At 48.0% G+C, this 19,769-nt stretch carries 14 protein-coding genes; 6 read left to right on the top strand and 8 right to left on the bottom strand.

Annotated features, from left to right (window positions below; all coding sequences use genetic code 11):
• Positions 1–67: 67 nt before the first annotated feature.
• Positions 68–2,266, bottom strand: coding sequence for a hypothetical protein (locus ACJJIN_RS00320; RefSeq protein ID WP_444896438.1), 2,199 nt, complete (start codon positions 2,264–2,266; stop codon positions 68–70).
• 373 nt (positions 2,267–2,639) lie between these two features.
• Here ACJJIN_RS00320 and ACJJIN_RS00315 point away from each other — a divergent pair, with 373 nt between their 5' ends.
• Entirely contained in the window at positions 2,640–3,428 is a 789-nt protein-coding gene (locus tag ACJJIN_RS00315) for an SIMPL domain-containing protein (protein ID WP_444896437.1), read from the top strand.
• A gap of 68 nt (positions 3,429–3,496) precedes the next feature.
• Here the strand turns inward: ACJJIN_RS00315 and ACJJIN_RS00310 are convergent, their stop codons facing one another.
• From ACJJIN_RS00310 to ACJJIN_RS00295, 4 genes are all read right to left on the bottom strand, one after another.
• Positions 3,497–4,165, bottom strand: a complete 669-nt coding sequence (locus ACJJIN_RS00310; RefSeq protein WP_444896436.1) for a DNA-3-methyladenine glycosylase I — start codon at positions 4,163–4,165, stop codon at positions 3,497–3,499.
• A gap of 305 nt (positions 4,166–4,470) precedes the next feature.
• Complete coding sequence (locus ACJJIN_RS00305) at positions 4,471–6,654, bottom strand: S9 family peptidase (protein ID WP_444896435.1); 2,184 nt, start codon at positions 6,652–6,654, stop codon at positions 4,471–4,473.
• A 173-nt stretch (positions 6,655–6,827) separates the two neighbouring features.
• Positions 6,828–7,778, bottom strand: coding sequence for an IS5 family transposase (locus ACJJIN_RS00300; protein WP_444895065.1), 951 nt, complete (start codon positions 7,776–7,778; stop codon positions 6,828–6,830).
• A gap of 132 nt (positions 7,779–7,910) precedes the next feature.
• Positions 7,911–9,290, bottom strand: coding sequence for an SLC13 family permease (locus tag ACJJIN_RS00295; protein ID WP_444896434.1), 1,380 nt, complete (start codon positions 9,288–9,290; stop codon positions 7,911–7,913).
• A gap of 367 nt (positions 9,291–9,657) precedes the next feature.
• Here ACJJIN_RS00295 and ACJJIN_RS00290 point away from each other — a divergent pair, with 367 nt between their 5' ends.
• From ACJJIN_RS00290 to ACJJIN_RS00280, 3 genes are all read left to right on the top strand, one after another.
• A complete protein-coding gene (locus ACJJIN_RS00290) occupies positions 9,658–10,353 on the top strand; it encodes an outer membrane beta-barrel protein (RefSeq protein ID WP_444896433.1) in 696 nt (231 codons plus the stop codon).
• A 180-nt stretch (positions 10,354–10,533) separates the two neighbouring features.
• Positions 10,534–11,130: an SLATT domain-containing protein gene (locus tag ACJJIN_RS00285; RefSeq protein ID WP_444896432.1), complete on the top strand. Its 597-nt coding sequence runs from the start codon at positions 10,534–10,536 to the stop codon at positions 11,128–11,130.
• 74 nt (positions 11,131–11,204) lie between these two features.
• Entirely contained in the window at positions 11,205–11,705 is a 501-nt protein-coding gene (locus ACJJIN_RS00280) for a TrmH family RNA methyltransferase (RefSeq protein ID WP_444896431.1), read from the top strand.
• On the opposite strand, the gene ACJJIN_RS00275 is transcribed toward ACJJIN_RS00280, so the two are convergent.
• The 3 genes from ACJJIN_RS00275 to purL form a co-directional block, all read right to left on the bottom strand.
• Positions 11,702–12,586, bottom strand: a complete 885-nt coding sequence (locus tag ACJJIN_RS00275; RefSeq protein WP_444896430.1) for an aldo/keto reductase — start codon at positions 12,584–12,586, stop codon at positions 11,702–11,704. The genes ACJJIN_RS00280 and ACJJIN_RS00275 overlap by 4 nt on opposite strands.
• A 203-nt stretch (positions 12,587–12,789) precedes the next feature.
• Complete coding sequence (locus ACJJIN_RS00270) at positions 12,790–13,113, bottom strand: TfoX/Sxy family protein (protein WP_282933807.1); 324 nt, start codon at positions 13,111–13,113, stop codon at positions 12,790–12,792.
• A gap of 394 nt (positions 13,114–13,507) precedes the next feature.
• The gene (purL, locus tag ACJJIN_RS00265) at positions 13,508–17,374 is read right to left on the bottom strand and encodes a phosphoribosylformylglycinamidine synthase (RefSeq protein WP_444896429.1); all 3,867 of its coding nucleotides are present in this window, start codon (positions 17,372–17,374) and stop codon (positions 13,508–13,510) included.
• 413 nt (positions 17,375–17,787) lie between these two features.
• Between purL and mltF the strand changes: the two genes are divergently transcribed.
• Positions 17,788–19,266 (top strand): membrane-bound lytic murein transglycosylase MltF, encoded by a 1,479-nt coding sequence (gene mltF, locus ACJJIN_RS00260; RefSeq protein WP_444896428.1) that lies wholly within the window; start codon positions 17,788–17,790, stop codon positions 19,264–19,266.
• Between the two features lie 94 nt (positions 19,267–19,360).
• Positions 19,361–19,765: a hypothetical protein gene (locus ACJJIN_RS00255; protein ID WP_444896427.1), complete on the top strand. Its 405-nt coding sequence runs from the start codon at positions 19,361–19,363 to the stop codon at positions 19,763–19,765.
• The last annotated feature ends 4 nt before the right edge of the window (positions 19,766–19,769 follow it).

Below are 19,769 nucleotides of genomic sequence, written 5' to 3'. Positions count from 1 at the left end.
GAGGTAAGGGGGAGCCCCCTTACCAAATTTATCTCCCAGTATCATTACAACAGTTCAGGAGAAAAAATTAATTAACGCTATTTGAGTGGTAAATCATAGCCTGCCAAACATTTTGCTGACCGCTCACATAGTTGTCATAGGTGGGGTTTTTAATATAAGTCCAAGCCACTTTTCCATCGCCTAAGTACATAGGTTCATCCAAACCACCCCATCCATAATTAGGTAACTCGATTGGCCCTTCAAGTACGTTTAGATCTGCATCGACTTCCATTACATAAAAGGCTTTTGGCACTAATAATCTTTTAGAGCCGCTGTCGGCATAAATACGGTTATAGGCCAGGTTATCAGAAATACACTGGAACTTTGCATACCCAAATAAGTAACGTCCATTTTTTAAATCAATAAGTTGTGGATCACTAATTTGGCAATCATCATCCTCAACCAACCAATTAAAACCCTGGCCTTCCATACTACCAGTAAAGCTGACTTTGGCGATACCAATACGGGTTAAAGAGCTGGAGTCTAATGCATCACCGGAATAAAGTCCCTGCCTTGTTATTGTGGAGAAACTATCGTCATCTTCCCAATAGTTATAACTCATGTAGGACAGGAAACAGTTTGTGGTGTCGTAATCTGCACAATCATCATCAAACGGGCCTTCCCCAGATGGATCAATACCGACTTCGTCCTGAAGAAAGCGATCCATATCCGCATCTTCAATATATTTAGGCGAGACAATCAAAGAAAGGTTCGTATTGGCATCCACTGGTACAACAGTATGACCGCCACCATTTGATACCATCGCAGACGTTGATGGTACGAAGTGATTAAAGCGCCCTTCTGTAGACGAACTGGAAGTTTCCATTTTCACTGCAATGGTTCCGAGTTGCCCATGAGTGCTACCTATCCAGTCGTTCCAATCACTGGTACAAATTGCACCAAACATCTCATTGTCTGGATTATAGAATGAGCGAATGTTTACTACATGACCATCGCCGCAGGCCCAATACCAACCGCGATTATCTGAGCTGCTCATATCCAGGGACCAATTATTACGGTCAATAACCGTTAAGCCTGCCGAATAGTGAGAACTCCCATTTCCATCAAATACCCGTGCAGAAACTGAGAAACCATAGCTACTACGACCCTGGCTGTCATCCTCAACATAAATCAGCTCTTGTGCGCCAAGATGAGTTCCGCCGTGCATTTTATTTACTACGTAAGCATCAGGAACTTCACTTAAAGGCTGATTTTCCCACTCTAGCAGCCAAATCTGCTCGTTATAGCTGTAACTGGCATCTCGAATGTGCTGCAGTAAATCGTCATAGTCGCCAGAGGAAAGACTGGAAATAATATACTCCATCTCCTCTTGCATATCGGACCCTTTAATAGTAGTAAAGGATGGCGAATCCCCAAAATCAGTATCTGGAAAGTTTGCCTCCAAACCAGCAAGAAAATCGTCAAACGTCAGCGTAGGGTGATCAGTAAAGAAGTCGATATATTTACCTTGGTTGGTCGCAACCAGAAGACCAATTTCATTCGCAATACGGGATTCAATGGTGTCAATGTTATCTTCCATTTTCATCCACGTTGAACCGTATTGTTCAACAAGGTCAGCTTCAACCTCATAACGCTCATTGGCTTGATAATCTGTATTGCATAGAACTGCTACTGTGGAGCAATCAGAGCTTACAGCCACACCGTGGGATTCATAACACTGATTTAACAGCGTTGCATTACCTGTTGGCTCAAAACTGGAAGTATCTGGATCATACTGTAGCTCATAAACAGAACCGTGAGTTGTATCCGCAGCAGTGTCCCCCTCTGACAAAGTAGTGGAAACAAACATTCTCGGAGTATCGGTATCTGTTGCACAGGTCGCAGTATAACTACGAATCGGGATATCAATATCCTCTTCATCCTGCTCCCCGTCAGTGCGCGCTATATAGTGCGCCATCTGGTAAACCTCACGGGCATTGTTCATACCTTCTGGCAACGTTACGTCAATGGCAGTCAAAGAGGCGAAGCCTAAATCTGTATGCTCTACGTCCCCCACTACAACTGTAGTGCCCACATTATCCGAGATCGGATTATCATCGCTGCCGGACGAACCCTGATCACTACCGCCACTATTATTACCACTACCGCTACTATCTGAAGAGGGGTTATCCGAATCCGAAGAGGAGCTCCCTCCACCACCTCCACACGCGGCCAGCAATGCCGTCAAAGAAAGCGCTATTAACTTCTTATTTATCAGTAAACCCATCAGCTCTGCCCAACTCGTATGTCACTAAGATAATTTGTTATTGCTTGCTGTCATCCATTGAATTTTTATCCTCAATTGATGACCAAGTGCGCACTTTAAAGTGATGCAATCGATTGTCTGTGAACTGGTTTTAGAACCTGGCTGAGACTGATAGGTGGTAATTTTGCAGCGATAAACGGTACTAAAATACCAAAGCAGTAATAGTCGTATCATGAATGGTAATTGGGCGATACTTTACTAATATACAACTACAACGAACTGTTTCAGCTGCAACAATTGGATAGAAACTAGGAAAGCCGATATAGTGCTATTGATCGGCAATAAGCCAGTTTCCTGATAGATTGTCATTTATTCACAGTTTGGAAGTGTCAATATGAAAAGACTTGCTCTTTTAGCTTCGCTACTCATTCCCAGCCTTTCAATGGCAACCCCAGAGATTAAAGGCTCCCCCCAGGACTTACGCGACCTAATTTACCCAACATCAAGAGTTGTGACTCTCCACGGCAGTGCAAAAGAAACGGCTTATTCAGACCAGGCTATAGTCAATATTATTGTCACCACTGAAGAGCCTCTCCTATCAGACGCCATTGCTAACAATAGTTCTTTGCGTGAACAATTAACCGAGAGCTTGATAAAGGCTGGCATAGACCGAGCTAAGATTAAAAATTCAAAATTTTCATCTTCCCCACAATTTGGTTGGCTAGGCAAAAATCCTTCCAGCTATAAAGTTATTAACAGGGTCGCAATAACTATTAACAAGGAGGGACATTTACAGTCTATCGCAAAGCTAACCGATGAAAATAAAGAAATAGAAATAGTGAGTACTTCTTTTGAGCATTCAGAAGTATCTGAATATACAAAAAAGGTCCGATCTAAGGCACTAGCCAAAATCATGGAACAAAAAGCTGACTATGAGAGAACCCTGAGCATTCAGTTAACACCAGTTAATGTCCGTACAAATAATATCGGCTATCATGGGACAGCGGGAGCTGGAGCAATAGAAGAGGTTATCGTTACTGCTTCCAGAACTCGAAAAAGTAAATTTGAAGATAGCTTTTCAGAAGCATATATAGAAACAGAGGTTAGCTCCTTCGACGAAGTTCAGTATGAGGCTTCGTTGTCCGTGGACTTTCAGGTTGTGCCGTCAGCTACAGCCGATTAACTTTCGATCAAGCATTCAGGTTGGTAGGAGTGAAATAGATACTTCTACCAACTAAATACCCCAGTTGTTTAACCTACCGAAAGTGATAATATCTGGCTAATCTCATTCAAACTACGATTTGACTGGGACTGCCAAGTTTCGATGGCTGCTTTTAGTGCAGCCCAGTCTTTCTTGGAGGAGGGAGACTTGTCGACAACCCCTTCTCGGATTAAGGCTCGAATGGTATCACTTGCAAAAACCAAAGTATCAACTCCCATTCGTCTTAGAAATACTTGGGCAGTCTTACCGCCGAGTCGATCACCACCTTTACGCAAGTACAGAAGATTCTCAATATAGTTGTCTGTATTCCAGCTAGAGAAATACGCTCCCAAACTTCCATGCTCATTAGATAAATGCCAGAAAAAGTCTGCATTTCTCTGAATGGAGCGAGTTTTAGTCCAGTGCTTGATCATACCTTCCTGCCGCATTAGATCATCTAACGCCTCTTCCGGTAAGTAACGACAGAACGAAACATCAAAGCCATAAAAGATCCTCTCTATATCTGGCCACTTTTTTTCAACAACCTTCCAACTAAAACCGGCTTGAAAAACAGCCCGGGATGCCGATGACAACCACTGACTGTCATGTATCTCTCTCAAGAGCTGCGCAGGCTTTGGCTTCACCAGCTTCGACTGAAGTCCATCTAACCCTCCAAATCGATCAATTACAGGTGCCTCAATGGCGGCGAACTCACGCATAATTCAGACCTTCCAATAAATCTATCTCCATTCTACGCCTATAAATAGAAATTCAAAGTATTTGGATTTTTAGCGGAATACTAACAAGGTGGTGCGTATTTATCCTACCTAAACAACGCGAAAAGCCAACTGACTCTAGAAGTTAATATTTCAGAAAGCTGAAAAAGAAAAGGACATTTCAACTTCCCCAACAAATAAAGGGAAGCTATCTCCCCTTTATTTACATGATACTTAAGTAGAAATATAAAGAATAATTAGCTACCCATAATCAGACCTATATCTCTAAAATAAGCATAACAGATTTATTACTTAACCTTGTTATCAGTCTCTCCATTTTTATACCCAAGTAAATCGAGGTAAAATGCATACTGTAAAGCGGTCTCCTTATAGCGACGGAAACGACCCGAAGAGCCACCGTGACCTGCTTCCATATTGGTATTGAATAACAACTGATTTTCATCGGTCTTCAATTCGCGTAACTTTGCCACCCATTTCATTGGCTCAAAGTATTGCACCTGGGAATCATGTAGCCCAGTGGTTACCAACATATTGGGGTAATCCTGAGCTTTCACCTGGTCATAGGGAGAATAGGAAAGCATATATTCGTAACTATCCTTATTATTAGGATTGCCCCACTCGTCATACTCATTAACAGTCAGGGGAATTGACTCATCCAGCATGGTAGTTACCACATCAACAAATGGCACCGCCGCAGTAACTCCCCGGTACAAATCCGGCTCCATATTGACTACCGCCCCCATCAACAGCCCCCCGGCACTACCACCTGAAGCAAAGATCTTATCAGGGGCGCCATATTTTAATTTCCCCAACGCCTTGGTAACGTCGATAAAATCAGTGAAAGTATTCTTTTTATTGAACATCTTTCCATCTTCGTACCAGGCACGCCCCAACTTTTGGCCGCCACGAATATGGGCAATAGCAAATACAAAACCACGATCAAGCAAAGACACTACTGAAGAGCGGAACCAGGGGTCAACGGTACTACCGTATGAGCCATAGGCATATTGCAGTAATGGATTAGAGCCATCTTTCTTAAATTTATCTTTACGATAAACCAAAGATACTGGCACCTTAACACCATCGCGTGCAGCTACCAGGATTCCTTCGCTCTGATAGTGCTCTGGGTCAAAACCACCCAGAACCTTGTCTTGTTTAAGCAATTCCAAATCGCCACTATCTAGCTTGGCTTCATAGACACTATTTGGTGTCGTTAAACTCGAATAAGATACTCGAACACTCTCTGAGTCCAAGTTTGGGTTTGAACTCAAGCCCAGCCTGTATACTGGATCATTAAACCCGACTTGAAAGTCTTTATTATTCTCTAAATTGATAATTCGGAGACCCGTTTGCCCCGCTTTTCGTTCTATTACTGCCAGATGATGATCAAATAAAGTGAAATCTTCCAACAAAACCTCACTACTATGAGGTATGACTTCCTGCCAATTAGACTTATCTGCTGCGTCATCCATGGCAACCTTCATAAGTCGGAAGTTTTCAGCTTGCCAGTTAGTCATGATATAAAAATCATTCCCTAACTTTAGCGCTGAATACTCATGATCCTCTTCCCGGGGGTATAAGGGAGCAAAATCCGCGAGAGGGGTGTTTGCGTCCAGGATTGACTGGCCACTGCTAGTTGTAGAGCTGTGGTGAATGCGTATCAGCTCCCCATCCCGGGATTTGGAAATCCACGTATAGAAAGCCTTATCCATCTCTTCGTAAACAACAACATCTTCACTCTGTGGCGTGCCCAACTTATGGCGCATTACCTGATAGCCGAGCAGAGTTTGATGGTCTTTATTGATATAGAAGACAGTTTGGTTATCGTTTGCCCAAACGGCAACTGGTGAAGCATTCTCCAATTTATCTGGCAGCATCTCACCAGTCTTTAAGTCCTTGAAGCGAATCGTGTAAACACGGCGCCCAACACTATCTTCAGGATATGCTACCAATTGATTACTGGGAGAAACCGCCAGGCGCCCTACACTAAAGTAGCCGTGGTCTTCAGCCAGCATATTCACATCCAGCAAAACCTCTTCAGGTGCTTCCTGGGTCCCTTTACGTCGCGCGTGGATCGCGTATTCTTTCTCGGGAAGATAGCGGCTGTAATACCAATAACCATTATAGTAAACGGGGACCGTTGATTTATCTTTCTCCAGACGGCCAGTCATTTCCTCAAAGAGTAATTCCTGTAACTCTTTGGTGTGGTTCATTACCGAATCGGTATAAGCATTTTCTGCTTCCAGATGAGCAATAACATCTGGCGCCTTACGTTCATCGTCGCGCATCCAGTAGTAATTATCGATGCGCTCATGGCCATGCATAACCATTTTATGGGGCACCTTCTTGGCTACAGGAGCGGAAGCCTGTTCGCTAAACAAGGTTTTGTCCTCTGCTACTTGGTTATTTTCTGTCTCGCCACACCCTACTAAACCAAGGGTGAGCAACAGTGTTGCTGTGGTTTTATTCATCGAACTCTATCTCCCCTATCTATGGACCCTCTGATCAACGAAGCATTTTTCCAGAATTAAGCTGAGCTGCTTGAAAAATTCACTTTATTACGCACAAACGCGTAATTTGCGCGTAATAGTCCACTAATTTTTCATCTGAAACCCTCAATAGGTGGATTTCAGGCGAACCACCCCTAGGCAGCCAAGTATTTTCTCCCTATTATTAAGTTGGTAAAGCCTGCCAGTAAGCACAGCCTCTCAGTATTTTTTACCAGTCCCCGATAGCGGACCTTGTCATAACCAAATACCCGTTTGATGTAGCGGAAGGGGTGCTCGACCTTCGCTCTTATCTGCGCCTTGATCTTTTCCGCTTTACGAAGTGCATCACGCCCTGGAAGAGTTTTTAGCTTGCTCGGCTTCATTGCTATATACCAATCCGCCTCCCGCTCTTTCAACTCTTCACGTTTCTCCGCACCAATGTACCCAGAGTCTCCCCAGATTCTTTTCTCCTCCCCGTGGAGAACTCGCTCTGTAGTTGTGACATCATGCGAATTCGCTGCTGTTGTATCTATGCTATGTATTACTCCGAGCACATCATCAACCCCGATATGCATTTTCATTCCAAAATGCCACTGATTGCCTTTCTTTGTTTGATGCATTTCTGGATCACGTTTTTTCTTTTTATTCTTGGTTGAAGTTGGCGCAGAGATAATAGTGGCATCTACAATCGTGCCTTCACGCAGTACCATGCCATTCTCAGCAAGATGCTTGTTGATTTCATCAAAAAGAGCTGCACCTAGCTGATTGAGCTCCAGTAAGTGGCGAAAGTTAAGAATCGTTGTTTCATCGGGAATTGGGCCGCTCAAAGTCAATCCAGCAAAACTACGCATGGATTCAATTTCATACAGTGCATCCTCCATAGCGGGATCACTGAGATTATAAAATAGCTGCATGCAATGAATACGGAGCATGACACTCAATGGATATGGCTGTCGGCCACGTTTGCCTTGTGGATAGCAAGGAGTGATCTGAGCTTCTAGTCGCTGCCATGGGATGAGGGCTTCCATTTGAGAAAGAAACTTCTCTCGGCGAGTTATACGGCGCTTTAGCTTATATTCTGCTTCGGCAAAGGTGACTTGGTGCATAATTCATCGTAGTCTTGATGGGTAGGTGAATATTACCAATATTGGCTTGGAATTATTCAGAGGTTCCCTATTTTTCTTTTATCCATTCGCCTGCTTATGCACATCTCACGCTGGCTATGATATAGACAAACACTAACCAGCCAGGATCAACCAGCTCATCCCCGCTATTATCAGCGATGCCGTCACACTGAGTATCGCGCCCTCTCGAACCATATCCTGTATACGTACTTTACCGGTTCCATACGCAATCGCATTAGGCGCTGTAGCTACAGGCAACATAAATGCACAACTGGCACTCATCGCCGCAGGTATCATCAGCACCATGGGCTCAAAACCCGCTGAAGTGGCGGCTACAGCTAAAATTGGCATAAGTAGAGTTGCCGTAGCTGTATTGCTGGTTATCTCTGTCAAGAAGGTCACACTAAGGCATAGAATGACCAACAACAACCACAGTGGCATCGCCGTCAGGAAAGAAAGACCGTTTCCGAGCATATCGCTCAGTCCGGAACTGGAGAAACCTTTTGCTAGCGCTATACCACCGGCAAACAGTAACAACATTCCCCAGGGAATCGTCTCTGCCGTCTGCCAATCGAGCAGCCGCCCTCCCTTACCGTTAGGCACTAGAAACATAGCGACAACGGCTGCTAGAGCCACGGTTCCATCGCCGGCAGCATCAATACCTATCAATTCGCTCCAACCGCCAAACGGTGCATTGCGAGTAACCCATAGGAGAATTGCCACACCGAAAACCATTAAGGTTCGCTTTTCCTCTTGCCTCCACTCCCCCACTTGAGGGGGCTCAATGTCATTTTTCAGATGCACATGACGGGTCAGCCAGAGAGCCATTGTAGGCAGCGTCACCAAAGCAACTGGGACTCCTATTTTCATCCAGCCCAAGAAGCTAAACTCTCGTCCGGTTACTTCCTCGTATATTCCCATAAAAATCACATTGGGCGGCGTGCCCAGAGGAGTACCTACCCCACCCAGACTTGCGGCGTAGGCAATACCCAGGATCAGGGCAATACTTAAGCGTTCGTTATCGATCTTACTGAGAATCGCCAGGGCTATAGGCAGCATCATCAATGTGGTAGCGGTATTGGAAATCCACATGCTCAGGAAGCCTGCCGCCAACATAAATCCAAGTACCAGCCTGCGGCCGCTGGAGACCCCCACAATACGCAACATATACAGGGCAAGGCGCTCGTGGGCCCCACTTTTCTCCAGGGCCTTGGACAAAATAAAGGCCCCCATCAACAACAGAATGACATGACTTCCCAAGGAAGCTGCGACCTCCCGATGATCCGCTACTCCAAATAGAGGCAAGAGGACAAAAGGCACCAGTGACGTTGCGGGGATTGGCAGTGCCTCCGTTATCCACCAAATCACGGTTAACAAGGTAATTGCAGCAGTTACTGCCGGTAGATACTGCATCCCCAACGCTGATAAAAAGAAATAGAAGGCCACAGCAAAAAGAGGCCCCAAAACTATAAAGCGCTGCCGCGCGATTGACATACCTGCCCCCAACTACTCAAGGGTTTAATTTTTATTAGCTTGAATCTTAGGGGGGGTGCAAACCCCTCGGCCAAGATGGACAATAAAAATACAAGAAACTTGCCCTTTTGCGCAGACCTATAACCAAGAAATTATTCAAAATTCAAAGCACCCAAATTTTCTCTTACCCTTACCACCACCTATAGTTGGCGCTCACTTACTAGCAGATCCTTGCTAAAAGCAGGTTAATAACTTTCAGCTGAGGCGGTACAAGTGTAAAATAAGCAGATTGGTACAAACTACTTAAACTCTGCTATATGTCCCATTTGAATACATAGATATCGCGAATCTATGACCAATCGTTAGTTTTCTTTTATTGAGGTACCCCTTGAGACGCATCACACTCCTATCCCTGTTCATTCTCGCATTGGCATCAGGTGCCAACACTTACGCTTCAGAAAAGCCCTTTTATGCCAAAGCTACACTGGGCTATATGAGCTTTGATACCAGAGCCCGCTATACAGAGAGTGAAGACCTTAATTCGACTGAATATAGCTTTACTCTTGGCTACCGCATAAATGACTATTTAGCTGTCGAAGGTGGGGTGGTGAATTTGGGAGAGGTTCGCCAGGAGTATAAAGGTGATGAGGAATTCTATTATTCGGACTATTATCAAGGCCAGGATGTAAATGTAGTTTACAACCATACTTACGAATGGAACAGTAAAACCGACTATAAATCCTACAGCCTGGGACTTGCTCTCACCCAGAAATTCCAGCAAAACTTCAATGCTGTTGTTCGCTTAGGTGTACACCAGTGGTGCGCGAATCGAAGCGGTCAAGCACAAAGGATAGGTACTCTTAGCTACTACGAAAACGACGGTATTTATGATGTCTATATAATGTCGGAACCCTACGAAATCAGCTACAGCACAGATAGCTCCACAGACGGCTCGGACCTCTACTATGGTGCAGAGATATCCTGGTCTACTGGTACTTGGGATATTGGCCTTGAACACACCATCTATGAAGTCGAGGAGGAAAAGGCCGATTTTACTGCGCTGGGAGTAACTTACAACTTCTAGTCCGGGTCGCAAGGCCCCAAGTGTAGGTAATCACTTACATTTAGGGCCTGCTTTGGTACATCTAGAGCCACCCCCGTAGTCCAAACTTTCGAATCTGGTCATCTCCCCTGTACATCTCGCTGGCATCCGTCAAACTATCGCCCACAATAGCTAGAAGTAGAATGAGGGCGAAAAGGAATCATGAGCACTATACCTAATACCGTGGAAGTCCTGGAGAAGCTCCGCTGGAATGCTCACCTGTGCAAACACAGCCACTTTCGAGCCTCTATGAAGGGGCGCAATTTGCATGTGCTTTGCGGGGTGCCCATCGTTGTCGTCAACTTATTCCTCGGTTCGCTTTTCTTCTCCTTGATCAATGCGGAGCTGCCTGATTGGACCAAGTGGAGTGGTGCGGCGCTGGCCCTGCTGGCCGCGCTATTGGGCGGTGTGCAGACTTTCTTCAATTTTAAAAAGAACTATGAGGGACACCGGCAGGTAGGCAACGAGTACCTTGCAATCGCCAGGGAGTGCGAGCGGCTGATCGCCCTTTACTTCGACGATATCCTGGATCTTGAACATCTATCCAAGAAGATCTCAGAACTGAATACACGCTACAGCGAAATCAACCAGCGAGCGGAAGAGTTTATTGTGTCAGATAAGGTATACAGGCAAGCGGTACATATCCAGAATCAAAAGGCCAACCGGGAGCCCTCCCTGGTAGAACAGATACGTAATCGCCAGGCCGCTGCGCAAAGAGTCGCCGAGGAGGCTCTCGAAATCGCAGAGAGCAGCCACTAACTCCCCCATCAATACCGCAGTACTTTCTTGGGGAAGTGGTGACTTCCCCACTTCCTATAGTAACAAACCGAAAAATGCAGACAGATCACAGTAGTCATCAACCCAGCACAAACACTTATCCATTATGCTATTTAGCCACCGATATCGGTACTCCGAGCAATGTCGGCGGCTTGTTTCGTATCGCCGATGCACTCGGCGTAGAGAAAATTTATTTAACCGGTGAAAGCCTGGTTCCACCTAATTCCAAAATTCGAAAAGTTTCCAGGTCTACAGAAAAGTACGTTCCCTACGAATATCACTCATCTGCAGCCAATATCGCACAAACCTTAAAAAATAAGGGCTATCGATTAATTTGCCTGGAAATTGCCTCAAATAGCGTCGAACTCAAAGATACTCCTGTTTCCAACGGGGATAAAATATGTTTGGTATTGGGTTCTGAAAAGGATGGGGTCAACCCTGAACTTCTGGGACTGGCAGATGCTGTGGTACACATACCTATGCAGGGTATCAATTCCTCAATGAATGTTACTTCCGCCTGCGCTATAGCGACCTATGCTTTGTTGGAAAAAATTTAATCGGGCACTTTGACCATTATATTTTTCTGATTAACATAATCGGGATCACCGCCCAACCTTTTATTGCAGTTCAATCCATTAATTGCCTGGATCTCCGCATTGCTCAAATTAAAATCAGATAATAAGAAGTTATTGCGTATGTGATCCAGGCTTTCCGCCTTGGGAATAACTATGCGATGCTGCTGGATATTCCACTTAAGGATAACCTGCCCCGAAGTCACCCCATGATTTTGCGCAATGTCCACAATTACTGGATCTATGAGAGGTTTTTCATGAGCCTCGACACCGCTCCATGTAGATCCCGACCCCAAAGGAGACCAGCTGCAAATCGTAATTTTATGGAACTGGCAATAATCGACTAAAGGCTGCTGAGTAAAATAGGGATGCAGTTCAATTTGATTACAAACAGGGCGCACTTCCGAGAAAGTCGCCAGTTGTTCAATATCAGATTTACGAAAGTTTGACACTCCCAGGGCCCGCACTTTTTTCTGCTGGTAAAGCGCCTCCATTGCACCCCAGGTTTCCCGGGTATAGGCCGGCATGGGCCAATGGATCAGATATAGGTCCAGGTATTCCAGCTGTAAACGCTCCAGGCTACGGGCAAATGCATCGTGAGTTTTATTGGTTCCCTGCTCCGTATCCCAAACTTTACTGGTAATAAAAAGCTCTTCCCTCGCTAGGCCGGATTCTTTGATCGCTCTTCCCAGAGCTCGCTCATTTCCATAGACCGATCCTGTGTCAAAATGACGATATCCCACAGACATGGCTTTCAAGATAACTTCTGTTACATACTCATCATCCTGCTGCCAGCTGCCAATCGCAGCCATTCCCATGCCGAGCTGAGGTATCTCTACACCGTTATTCAATTCGAGAAAATACATAATCAATATCCTTTCAGACTACTGAGCGGTAAATCAGCAAGGACCAAGAGGGAGTAGAACCGGGGTCACATTTATTTCGCTGAGTGTAGGCCGTACAGAAGTCAACGCGTAGAAAACAGCGAACTCACGCCAACTCCTGACTGCTAATCACTCACCATGCAATAAAAAGAAACTAATTTGCTAAGTTCAGTGAATATAAGCGATTATTTTGGAGGAAGTGAGCCCGCAAATACCGCTCCACGACTGACCCAGTTATCCAAATCCTCTGCGACAGCATCTTCTTCCACATACACCATGCCTTTTAAGGGGCGCCCGGTGTAATCCATAGGCCGGGTATAGCGTTCGGCCAACGCAGTTTGATACTCATCAGGCCCAACCCGGACCATCAACTCCTCTCCAACAACCCCACAGGCCATATTGCCATTCAACATAAAAGCGAGACCTCCAAACATCTGCTTTTCACTGAGGCCTTCATTTCCCTGAAGTAATTTGCGCACTTTTTCAGCCAGAGTTTCGCTGTACGCCATAGTTTTCTCCTTAATCACTTTTACCAGGCAGGAATACCCCCTCAGAAACTGCTTTTTTCTGAAAAGGTTAAAAACGATGAAATTTGAAAAGAATCGAGCGGAATTAAATGTGAACCCTAATCCCAGCAAGACATTGGATGGAGCAATGAGCAAGTAAACTGCAAATACAACAGATAACTGCACCATAGCAAAAACGTTATTTCGAATAATCGTTTAAGTATAGCAGTAGCTGAAGTTTCTACTTTAAGGAAGGGAAAAAATACGCCAAGAAATGAAAGGGCTGAAAAATATTACAGAAATATTTCTATTTTTACTAAAGATTGTGGTGACCTGAAACGGCCACCACAATCTTTACGCGTACCTCGGCAGGCAAAAACCGAGGGAATGACTTGTCTTAGTCGACAAACACCCGCGCGTTGCGGAACAAGCGCATCCAGCCGGAATCTTCTTTCCACTCATCTGGATGCCAGCTATTGCTGACAGCCCGAGCAACACGCTCAGGATGCGGCATCATAATAGTCACGCGGCCATCCTCAGAACTCAGGGAGGTAATACCATTTACCGAGCCGTTGGGGTTGGCCGGATAAGTTTGGGTAATTTCCCCTTTGTTATTCAGGTAGCGCATCGCGATAGTGCCGGAAGCTTCACACTTCTCCAGCGCCTGCTGGTCAGCAAACTCTACGCGCCCCTCACCATGAGCAACGGCAACCGGCATATAAGTACCCGCCATACCTTTAAACAACACGGAAGGTGAGTCTTCAATGCCTACCAGTGCGAAGCGCGCTTCATATTGCTCAGAGAGGTTGCGTACAAAGCGCGGCCAGTGATCCGCACCTGGAATCAGCTCTTTGATCACAGAGAACATCTGGCAACCGTTACACACCCCCAAGCCGAAGGTATCGTTGCGATTGAAGAAGCCCTCAAACTGATCGCGGGCACGATCGTTAAACAGGATGGTTTTAGCCCACCCCTCACCGGCACCCAGTACGTCGCCGTAAGAGAAGCCACCACAGCCCACCAAGCCTTTGAACTCATCCAACGCTACACGGCCAGACAGGATGTCACTCATATGTACGTCGACAGCGTTAAAGCCAGCGCGGTGGAAAGAGTGCGCCATTTCCACTTGGCTATTCACACCCTGCTCTCGCAGTACAGCAACTTTCGGGCGAACACCTTTAGCGATATAGGGTGCGCTGATATCGTCGTTGATATCGAACGTGAGGTTTACAGTCAGGCCCGGGTCTTCCTTGGCAATTGCAGCGAATTCCTGCTCGGCGCACTCGGCGTTATCGCGCAGGGACTGGATACGGAAGCTGGTTTCCGACCAGATCTGCTGCAATTCAGCACGGGAGCGCTTGAAGATTTCAACACCGTTATTGGTGATGCACAGGTGTTCGTTATTGTTCAGGTAACCGATCTTGTGGGTGGGTACACCCACAGCGGCAAAGCGCTGTACCAGCATATCCGCTTCACAGGCGGGAACCTGCAATACCGCACCCAACTCTTCACTGAACAGCGCCGCAATCGGGTCTTCACCCAATTCGTAGATTTCCACATCCATACCCACGCGGCCGGCAAAGCCCATTTCCGCCAGGGTTGTAAACAAACCGCCGTCAGCGCGGTCGTGGTAGGCCATGATCAGGTCTTCATTCAGAGCCTGCTGTACCACCTCGAAGAAACCTTTCAGCTTCTTGGCATCGTCCATGTCTGCGGGCTTGTCACCCAGCTCGTTGTAGACCTGCGCCAGACAGGAGCCGCCCAAGCGATTTTTGCCGGCACCCAGATCGATAAACAGTAACTCACTCTCACCTTTATCGGTGCGCAGCTGCGGTGTCACTGTCTTGCGGACATCAGTTACCGGAGCAAAGGCAGAAATTACCAGAGACAGCGGTGCAGTAACCGATTTCTGCTCGCCCTCTTCCTCCCAGGCAGTGCGCATAGACATGGAGTCTTTGCCCACCGGGATGGTAATGCCCAATTCAGGACACAACTCCATACCCACCGCTTCTACGGTTCGATAAAGTTTTTCCTCTTCACCCGGATGGCCCGCTGCACACATCCAGTTGGCGGAGAGTTTGATATCGGACAGTTGCTTCACTGGGGTACAGGCGATATTGGTAATTGCCTCACCCACTGCCAGGCGGCCCGAGGCCGGTGCATCCAGCAATGCCACCGGGGTGCGCTCACCCATAGACATGGCTTCGCCGGCGTAGCTGTCATAGGCAACGGTAGTTACCGCGCAATCGGCCACCGGCACCTGCCAGGGACCGACCATCTGATCGCGGGAAACCTGACCGGTTACAGTGCGGTCACCGATAGTGATTAGGAAGCTCTTGCTAGCCACTGTGGGCAGGCGCAGCACCCGCTCAGCCGCTTCATTCAGGTCGATATCTACTGTGGAAAATGCCTTACTTTCCACCTGGCGAGTTTCTGCTTCACGGTGCATGCGCGGCGGCTTGCCGAACAACACCGACATCGGCAGGTCCACAGGCTTGGATTCAAACTTCTTGTCATTTAACAGCAGGTGCTTGTCTTCGGTAGCTTCACCGACAACGGCGTAAGGCGCGCGCTCACGCTCACAGATTTGCTCGAAGCGCTCCAGGTCTTCCGGCATCACTGCCAATACATAGCGTTCCTGGGATTCGTTACACCAGATTTCCAGCGGGCTCATACCCGGCTCATCACAGGGCACATTGCGCAGTTCAAAATTACCGCCGGTACCGCCATCTTTCACCAACTCGGGGAAAGCATTGGACAAACCGCCCGCACCCACATCGTGGATAAAGGCAATAGGATTGCTCTCACCCAGCTGCCAGCACTGGTCGATCACCTCTTGGCAGCGACGCTCGATTTCCGGGTTTTGGCGCTGTACTGAAGCGAAATCCAGATCTTCAGAGCTGGAGCCGCTGGCCATACTGGAGGCTGCACCACCACCGAGGCCAATCAACATCGCCGGGCCACCCAGCACTACCAGTTTTGCGCCAGGGGAAAACTCGGGCTTGTCTACATGCTCTTCGCGGATATTGCCGTACCCACCAGCCAACATGATCGGCTTGTGATAGCCGCGACGCTCGCCATCGAAATTTTCTTCAAAGGTACGGAAGTAACCGCAGATATTCGGGCGGCCAAACTCATTGTTAAATGCTGCACCACCGATCGGGCCTTCGATCATAATATCCAGAGCGGTAACAATACGCTCAGGCTTGCCATAGTTGGCTTCCCAAGGCTGCTCCCAGCCGGGAATGCGCAAGTTGGAAACCGTAAAACCGGTCAGGCCCACTTTTGGTTTGGAGCCACGGCCAACTGCACCTTCATCACGAATTTCACCACCGGCCCCGGTACCAGCACCGGAGAAAGGAGCAATCGCGGTAGGGTGATTGTGGGTTTCAACTTTCATCAGCAGATGAATGGCTTCAGTGCTGAAACCGTATTCCTTGCTGTCAGGATCCGGGTAGAAACGCCCCGCTTCGCTACCAGTAACGACGGCTGCATTATCCGCATAGGCGGATAACACATTGTCCCCCCCCTTCTGGTAGGTATTCTTGATCATGCCGAACAGGGAGTGCGGCATTTCTTCGCCGTCGATGGTCCAGGAGGCATTGAAGATCTTGTGGCGGCAGTGCTCGGAGTTTGCCTGGGCAAACATCATCAGCTCTACATCTGTGGGATTGCGCTCCAGCTCTTGGAAACTGGTGAGCAGGTAATCAATCTCATCCTCAGCCAAGGCCAAGCCCAAGGTGACATTGGCATCTTCCAGAGCTTCGCGACCGCCCTCGAGAATATCCACACCGCGCAACGGGCGCGGCGCTTCTTCCACAAATAATTGCTCAGCTTGAGCAAAATCGGTGAATACCGCTTCAACCATACGATCGTGTAAGCGGGAGGCCAGCACAAGGCGTTCAGCTTCAGTTAACTCGACACCGGTAACGTAGTAGGCGATGCCACGCTCCAGGCGATGAACTTTGTTCAGGCCAGTGTTATGAGCAATGTCAGTAGCCTTGGAAGACCAGGGAGAAATTGTGCCCGGACGCGGCACGACCAGGATCAACTCGCCTTTCGGCTCGTGCTTTTCCTCGGTTGGGCCGTATTGGAGCAGTCGCTCCAGCAGGGCCATCTCCTGGTTATCCAGTGAGTCGCTGTCTGCAAAGTGAACGAACTCAGCGTAGAGATCGTCGATGGTCGGTTGCAGCGCGCGCAGTTGATTGAGCAGGTTTTTATGGCGGAATTTCGACAGTGCAGGAGCACCACGCAGAACTAACATTGCGGGAGATAGCCTCTTGTCTAAATGAGAAAGATTGCGCGAATGGGATTTCGCACAAGGCCCCGGAAATTTGAGAGGCGCAATTGTACCTGAAGCATCGCTACTCCAACACACCCGCCCGACACTTGGGTACACATGAACTAATTAGTAACCTGAATGTTCAAAAGACCAGCAAGCTTGGCTGTAAATAAACCAACTTTGTATCAAAGTCAGGCTCGCCTATCTAAGTCTGTAATGCTTTGCAAGCGCGCAGATCACAGTGTTCAAAAGACAAACTGGGCAGATTGTCGTCAAATAATGTAAAATTGGCGGACTGCGTCAAATTTTGCCCTCGTATTTGAGAGCGAAATCGACATACAGGGCCTTAGGCACAACAGCAAATAAACCAACGGACTAGCTAGAGAGGACAGCCTATGATGATGAAAAGCCGTATGCTGCGCTACGTCCGCCGTGTGTGCAAAGGGATCGCCTTGTCCTGCTGCGCCTCCCTGCTGGTTGCCAGTAAAGCACCGAATACACTCGAGCGTGTCAAAGCCACCGGTGAATTGGTTGTCCTGTCACAAAACGGCCCCACCACTTATTACGAAGACGCCTCTGGCAACCCGACCGGCTTTGAATACGGCATGCTGCGTGCATTTGCTGAAGAGCTGGGGGTGAAATTGGTAATTCGCGACGTGCACGATCTGGACGAAATGTTCGACCAGCTGCGCGACCCGGAGGGTGGCGCGCACTTCGCAGCTGCCGGCCTCACGGTAACTCCAGAGCGTCGCGAACAAGTCCGCTTTACCCCATCCTATTTTGAAATTCGCCAGCAGGTTATCTACCGAGTTGGCGAAAAGCGGCCGCGCAAAACTAGCGATCTCGAAGGAAAAAAGGTCGCCGTCATCGCGGGTAGCGCTCACGCAGAAGAAATGAAGAAACTCTCCGCCCGCTATACCGAGTTGGATTGGGAGGAAGTTTCCGACGTGGACGCCATGGAATTGGTAGAGATGGTGCAGGAAGGAAAATACAATTATGCAATTGTCGATTCCAACGCCTATGCGGTTCACCGCGGCCTTTACCCAAACACCGCGGTTGCGTTCAACCTCACCCAGTTCCAGCCGGTTTCCTGGGCCTTCCCACAAAGTGATGACGACAGCCTCTATCGCAGTGCACGCCGCTTTATGTTGCGCGCCAATACCAATGGCATGATTGCCCAGTTGCGGGAAGAGTTTTTTGGCCACGTCAGCGACCTAAATGTGGGCGGCGCCAAGGCCTTTGCCAAGCGCAGCCGCGAGCGCCTGCCCCAGTGGCGCGGCACCATGCAAAAGGTTGCCGACCAATATGACCTCGACTGGCACCTGCTAGCGGCCCTCAGCTACCAGGAATCCTATTGGAATCCGCGTGCCCGCTCTCGCACCGGTGTGCGAGGCCTGATGATGCTGACTCTGAACACCGCAAAAGATCTCGGTGTAAACCGCCTAAACCCCGAAGAGAGCATTGAGGGTGGTGCCCGCTATATCGTACAAATCCGCAACAAACTGCCGGATCGCATTCGCGAGCCCGACAGAACCTGGATGGCCCTGGCTGCCTACAACGTAGGCTATGGCCACCTTGAGGATGCCCGGGTACTGACAGAACGAATGGGCGGCAATCCAGATCTTTGGCCCGATGTGCGCGAACACCTGCCCCTTCTGGCCAAGCGCCAGTATTACAAGACCACCAAACACGGCTATGCCCGAGGCTGGGAGCCGGTGACTTATGTACAGAATATCCGCCACTATCAAGCCCTTCTGAGCTGGAGTAGCCGCATCGAGGAACAACGATTGGCCGCAGCCAATGATGAAAACGGCGGGATCCTTGCTGAGCACAGCGCAGTGAATTCCGAAGCCAGCGCCGCCCCCGCTCTCTAATCCCCCTCTAGGCCAGCTTAGCCTGGCCGAAGAAAGCCCCAAATATCTCCACCTTAATCTATATTCATCTGGTCCCGATTGGAGTGCCTGAGCAATGGATAATCCAGATACGGTAAGAGAGATCGAGCAGTTTATTGACTACCTCGTGCAGGCCGGGGTGTACTGCAGAGAAGACGAACTGGAAAGTGTCTACCACCAGGAAATGCAGGTCTTCATACTAGACCCTTCGGACCGGGTCACGGTGGCAGACAAAACGGCCTTCATCAATATGTTTAAAGCCAAGCGTGACGCGGGTGAACTACCTCTCAACGACTGGAAAAAAATTCACCACATAGTGGCAAGTGAAAACAGTGCTTTAGTAATCTTCTCGCGAAAAAACAATTTGGCTGGCCAGGAGCAACTGTTAAAACTGGCGATCGATTTGGTTTATGAAGATGGGCGCTGGCAGGTCACGCGGGAAGTTATATTCCTAGAGCCGGCACTTCCTGGTTCAAGCTAGAAAT

Source organism: Microbulbifer maximicatervae (SeqCode) (assembly GCF_052467505.1).
Note: the sequence above shows the minus strand (reverse complement) of the source record. Positions and strands in the feature narration are given on the sequence as shown.

Bases quoted from the DNA above. Each gene is read 5' to 3' on its own strand.
- ACJJIN_RS00295 (WP_444896434.1), bottom strand. From the start codon at position 9,290: ATGTCAATCGCGCGGCAGCGCTTTATAGTTTTGGGGCCTCTTTTTGCT.
- mltF (WP_444896428.1), top strand. From the start codon at position 17,788: ATGATGATGAAAAGCCGTATGCTGCGCTACGTCCGCCGTGTGTGCAAA.
- ACJJIN_RS00315 (WP_444896437.1), top strand. From the start codon at position 2,640: ATGAAAAGACTTGCTCTTTTAGCTTCGCTACTCATTCCCAGCCTTTCA.
- ACJJIN_RS00275 (WP_444896430.1), bottom strand. From the start codon at position 12,586: ATGTATTTTCTCGAATTGAATAACGGTGTAGAGATACCTCAGCTCGGC.
- ACJJIN_RS00310 (WP_444896436.1), bottom strand. From the start codon at position 4,165: ATGCGTGAGTTCGCCGCCATTGAGGCACCTGTAATTGATCGATTTGGA.
- ACJJIN_RS00270 (WP_282933807.1), bottom strand. From the start codon at position 13,113: ATGGCGTACAGCGAAACTCTGGCTGAAAAAGTGCGCAAATTACTTCAG.
- purL (WP_444896429.1), bottom strand. From the start codon at position 17,374: ATGTTAGTTCTGCGTGGTGCTCCTGCACTGTCGAAATTCCGCCATAAA.
- ACJJIN_RS00320 (WP_444896438.1), bottom strand. From the start codon at position 2,266: ATGGGTTTACTGATAAATAAGAAGTTAATAGCGCTTTCTTTGACGGCA.
- ACJJIN_RS00300 (WP_444895065.1), bottom strand. From the start codon at position 7,778: ATGCACCAAGTCACCTTTGCCGAAGCAGAATATAAGCTAAAGCGCCGT.
- ACJJIN_RS00255 (WP_444896427.1), top strand. From the start codon at position 19,361: ATGGATAATCCAGATACGGTAAGAGAGATCGAGCAGTTTATTGACTAC.
- ACJJIN_RS00280 (WP_444896431.1), top strand. From the start codon at position 11,205: ATGCAGACAGATCACAGTAGTCATCAACCCAGCACAAACACTTATCCA.
- ACJJIN_RS00305 (WP_444896435.1), bottom strand. From the start codon at position 6,654: ATGAATAAAACCACAGCAACACTGTTGCTCACCCTTGGTTTAGTAGGG.
- ACJJIN_RS00285 (WP_444896432.1), top strand. From the start codon at position 10,534: ATGAGCACTATACCTAATACCGTGGAAGTCCTGGAGAAGCTCCGCTGG.